The organism is Streptomyces sp. bgisy159 (genome assembly GCF_965341775.1).
Taxonomy (GTDB): Bacteria; Actinomycetota; Actinomycetes; order Streptomycetales; family Streptomycetaceae; genus Streptomyces.
This window is the reverse complement of sequence record NZ_CBDQZH010000100.1, coordinates 1-3,382: the sequence shown is the minus strand read 5'-3', so window position 1 is coordinate 3,382 and position 3,382 is coordinate 1. Positions and strand designations below refer to the sequence as shown.

Annotated in this window: 1 protein-coding gene; it reads left to right on the top strand. The window is 74.3% G+C overall.

The window, feature by feature from the left end; translation table 11 throughout:
• Nucleotides 1-79: 79 nt before the first annotated feature.
• Nucleotides 80-3,382 (top strand): SDR family NAD(P)-dependent oxidoreductase (locus ACSLTV_RS35920; protein ID WP_435613712.1); only part of this gene is annotated, 3,303 nt, incomplete at its 3' end.

Sequence of the window (3,382 nt, the reverse complement as noted above, 5' to 3'; positions counted from 1 at the left end):
CGAAGCAGGCCTCACCGCCTTCATCGAAGTAAGTCCCCACCCGGTACTCACCCTCCCCGTCCAGCAGACCCTGCAGGAAATGGCCGGTGCCGAACCGGTCGTCCTCGGCACGCTGCACCGCGACCGCGGCGACACACAGGACTTCACCGAGTCCGTCGCCACCGCCTACACCAGCGGCATCCCCGTACGCCCCACCCCCCTGCCCCTCCACCCCGACCTCCCCACCTACCCCTTCCAAGGCACCCACCACTGGCTCACCCCCTCCACCGGCGGTGACCCCCGATCGCTCGGCCTGCACGACGTGGGCCACCCCCTCCTCGGCGCGGCGGTGCACCGCCCCGAGGAGGACGGCCTGGTCCTCACCGGGCAGATCTCCACGGCCGCCCAGCCCTGGCTCGCCGACCATGTGGTGAACGGGACCGTCCTGTTGCCCGGCACCGCCTTCGTCGAGGCCGTGATCCGCGCGGGGGACGAGGTGGGAGCGTCAACCCTGGAGGAGTTGGTCCTGGAGAGCCCGCTCGTCGTCGACGCGCGGCAGACTCTCAGCCTCCAGGTGACCGTCGGAGCCCCGGACACCTCCGGGCGCCGGGCGGTCAGCGTCCACTCGGCCCCCAGGAGCGATGAGCCGGCCGGCAGCCCGCTGTGGACCCGGCATGCCCGCGGCTTCCTGAGCCCCGCGCCTGCGTCCACCGGCTCGGAGCAGGCCGGGGCGCTCGCCACCTGGCCGCCGCAGGGTGCCGAGGAGGTGGCCGTCGCGGATGCCTACGAGCGGATGGCCCGCGCCGGATACGGCTACGGCCCGGTCTTCCGGGGCCTGCGGGCGGTCTGGCGCCGGAACGGGGAGGTCTTCGCCGAGGTCGCGCTGCCCGAGCGGGAGAAGAGCGACGGCTGGGGCGTTCATCCGGCGCTGCTCGACGCGGCCCTCCACGCCGACGTGCTGAACGAGGTCGAGCAGGACGCCACCGGGCCGCTCAGTCTGCCGTTCTCCTGGCAGGGCGTGGAGTTGCACGCATCCGGTGCCGCGACCCTGCGAGTCCGGCTGACGTGGTCGGAGACCGGGGTCGTCTCGTTGCTCGCGGTCGACCCTTCGGGAGCCCCTGTCGTCTCCGTGGGCAAGCTGTTGACGCGGCCCGTGGCCGACGGAACGGTGACCGCGGCGGGTGAGACGGTCCGGCGGATGCTGCTGCGCACGGAGTGGCGGGCCCTCGCGTCCACGCCCGAGCGGCGGCCCTGGGGTCGATGGCTCGTGGTGGGCGGTCGCGCCGCCGAACTCGCCAGGGCCCTCGCCGACGCAGGCGTGGACGCACACGAGGCGGCGGACCTGACGGAGGACACCTCCGGCGTCTCCCCCGACACGCTGCTCCTGCTCGACCGGCCGGCGCCGGACGCGGCGGACGCCGCGGCCGCGGCCCGTGCCCGGGTGCGGGACACGCTCGCACAGGTACAGCGTCACCTGACCGATGAGCGGTACGCGGAGACGCGCCTGATCGTCGCCACCAGGGGCGCGGTCCCGGCCGACGGTGCCTCCGGCGTCACCGACCCGGTCGGCACGGCGCTCTGGGGCCTCGTCAGGACGGCGCAGGCCGAACACCCCGGACGCCTCAGCCTGGTCGACCTGGAGCCCGGGACGGATGCCGGTGACGGCGCCGCGGACGTGGCCGGGCTTCTTGCCGCGGCCGCTTCCGGAGAACCGCAGACCGCCGTCCGCGCGGGTGAACTGTGCGTCCCCCGCCTGGCCCATGCCACGGACGTGGCATCCGGTGCGCCGCGCCGGCTGGACCCCGAGGGGGTCGTCCTCGTCACCGGCGGGACCACCGGCGTGGGCAGGCTCGCCGCCCGGCACCTGGTCGCCGCCCACGGTGCCCGCCATCTGCTGCTGCTGAGCAGACGCGGACGCGAAACGGAAGGAGTCGGCGACCTCGTCGGCGAACTCACCGCCATGGGCGCCTCCGTGAGCGTCGAGGCGTGCGACGTGGCCGACCGCGACGCGCTGGCCGTCGTCCTCGACGGTCTCGACCGTCCGCTGACCGCCGTCGTGCACAGCGCGGGTCTTCTCGCCGACGGCATGGTCACCGGTCTCTCCCCGGAACAGGTCGACACGGTGCTGCGGCCCAAGGTGGACGCGTCACTGCACCTGCACGATCTCACCCGCGACGCGGATCTGGCGTACTTCGTGCTCTTCTCGTCGATCGCCGGCACCATCGGCGGCGTCGGACAGGCCAACTACGCGGCGGCCAACGCCTTCCTCGACGGCCTGGCCGAGCACCGGCGCTCGCTCGGGCTGCCCGCCACCGCCGTGGCCTGGGGCCTCTGGGAGGACGGCGGCCTGACCGCGCACCTGGGCGTCGTCGACCGCGACCGCATCGCCCGCAACGGGGTCCGGCCGCTCACCGCCGAGCAGGGACTGGCGCTCCTCGACGCCGCAGTCACCCGGGACGCGGCCACGTGCGTCGCGGCCCGTTTCGACCCGGCCGCGCTGCGCCGCCGCCCCGAAGGGGTGCCTGTGCTGCTGAGCGGTCTGGTGCGTGCCGCCGCGCGGCGTACCGCCGCCGACGCGGGCGAGGCCGACGGCGCCGGGGCCGAGCTGGCCGGGCTGTCGCCGCAGGAGGCCGAGCGGGTTCTGCTCGCCATGGTCCTCCGGCATGCCGCCGCGGTCCTCGGACACGAGACGCCGGATGCCGTGCGCGCCGACAGCGCGTTCAAGGACATCGGCTTCGACTCGCTCTCCGCGGTCGAACTGCGCAACCGGCTCAACGCGGTGACGGGTCTGCGGCTCGCCCCGACCGCCGTCTTCGACTACCCCACCCCGCACGCCCTGGCCGAGCACCTGAACGCGAGCCGCGCCGGGGCCGAGGCCGTGACGTCCCCGCCACCGGTACGCCCGGACATCACGCCGGACGACGACGCCATCGCCGTCGTCGCCATGGGGTGCCGGCTGCCCGGCGGGGTCACGGGACCCGAGGACCTGTGGGACCTCCTGCGGTCCGAGACCGACGCGATCGGCGAGTTCCCCACCGACCGCGGCTGGGACCTGGACACCCTGATCAACCCCGACCCGGACAAGCCGGGCACGTCCTACACCCGCAACGGCGGTTTCCTGGACGGCGCCGGGCGCTTCGACGAGGCATTCTTCGGCATCTCGCCGCGTGAGGCGCTCACCATGGACCCGCAGCAGCGGCTGCTCCTGGAGACCGCCTGGGAGACCTTCGAGCGCGCCGGCATCGACCCCACCTCACTCGACAGGAGCGCGGCCGGCGTGTTCGTCGGGGCCATCGCCCAGGAGTACGGGTCGACGCTGCTCCACGAAGCCCCGGAGGGCCTGGACGGCCTGCTCCTCACGGGCAACGCCACCAGCATCATCTCCGGCCGTCTCTCGTACCTG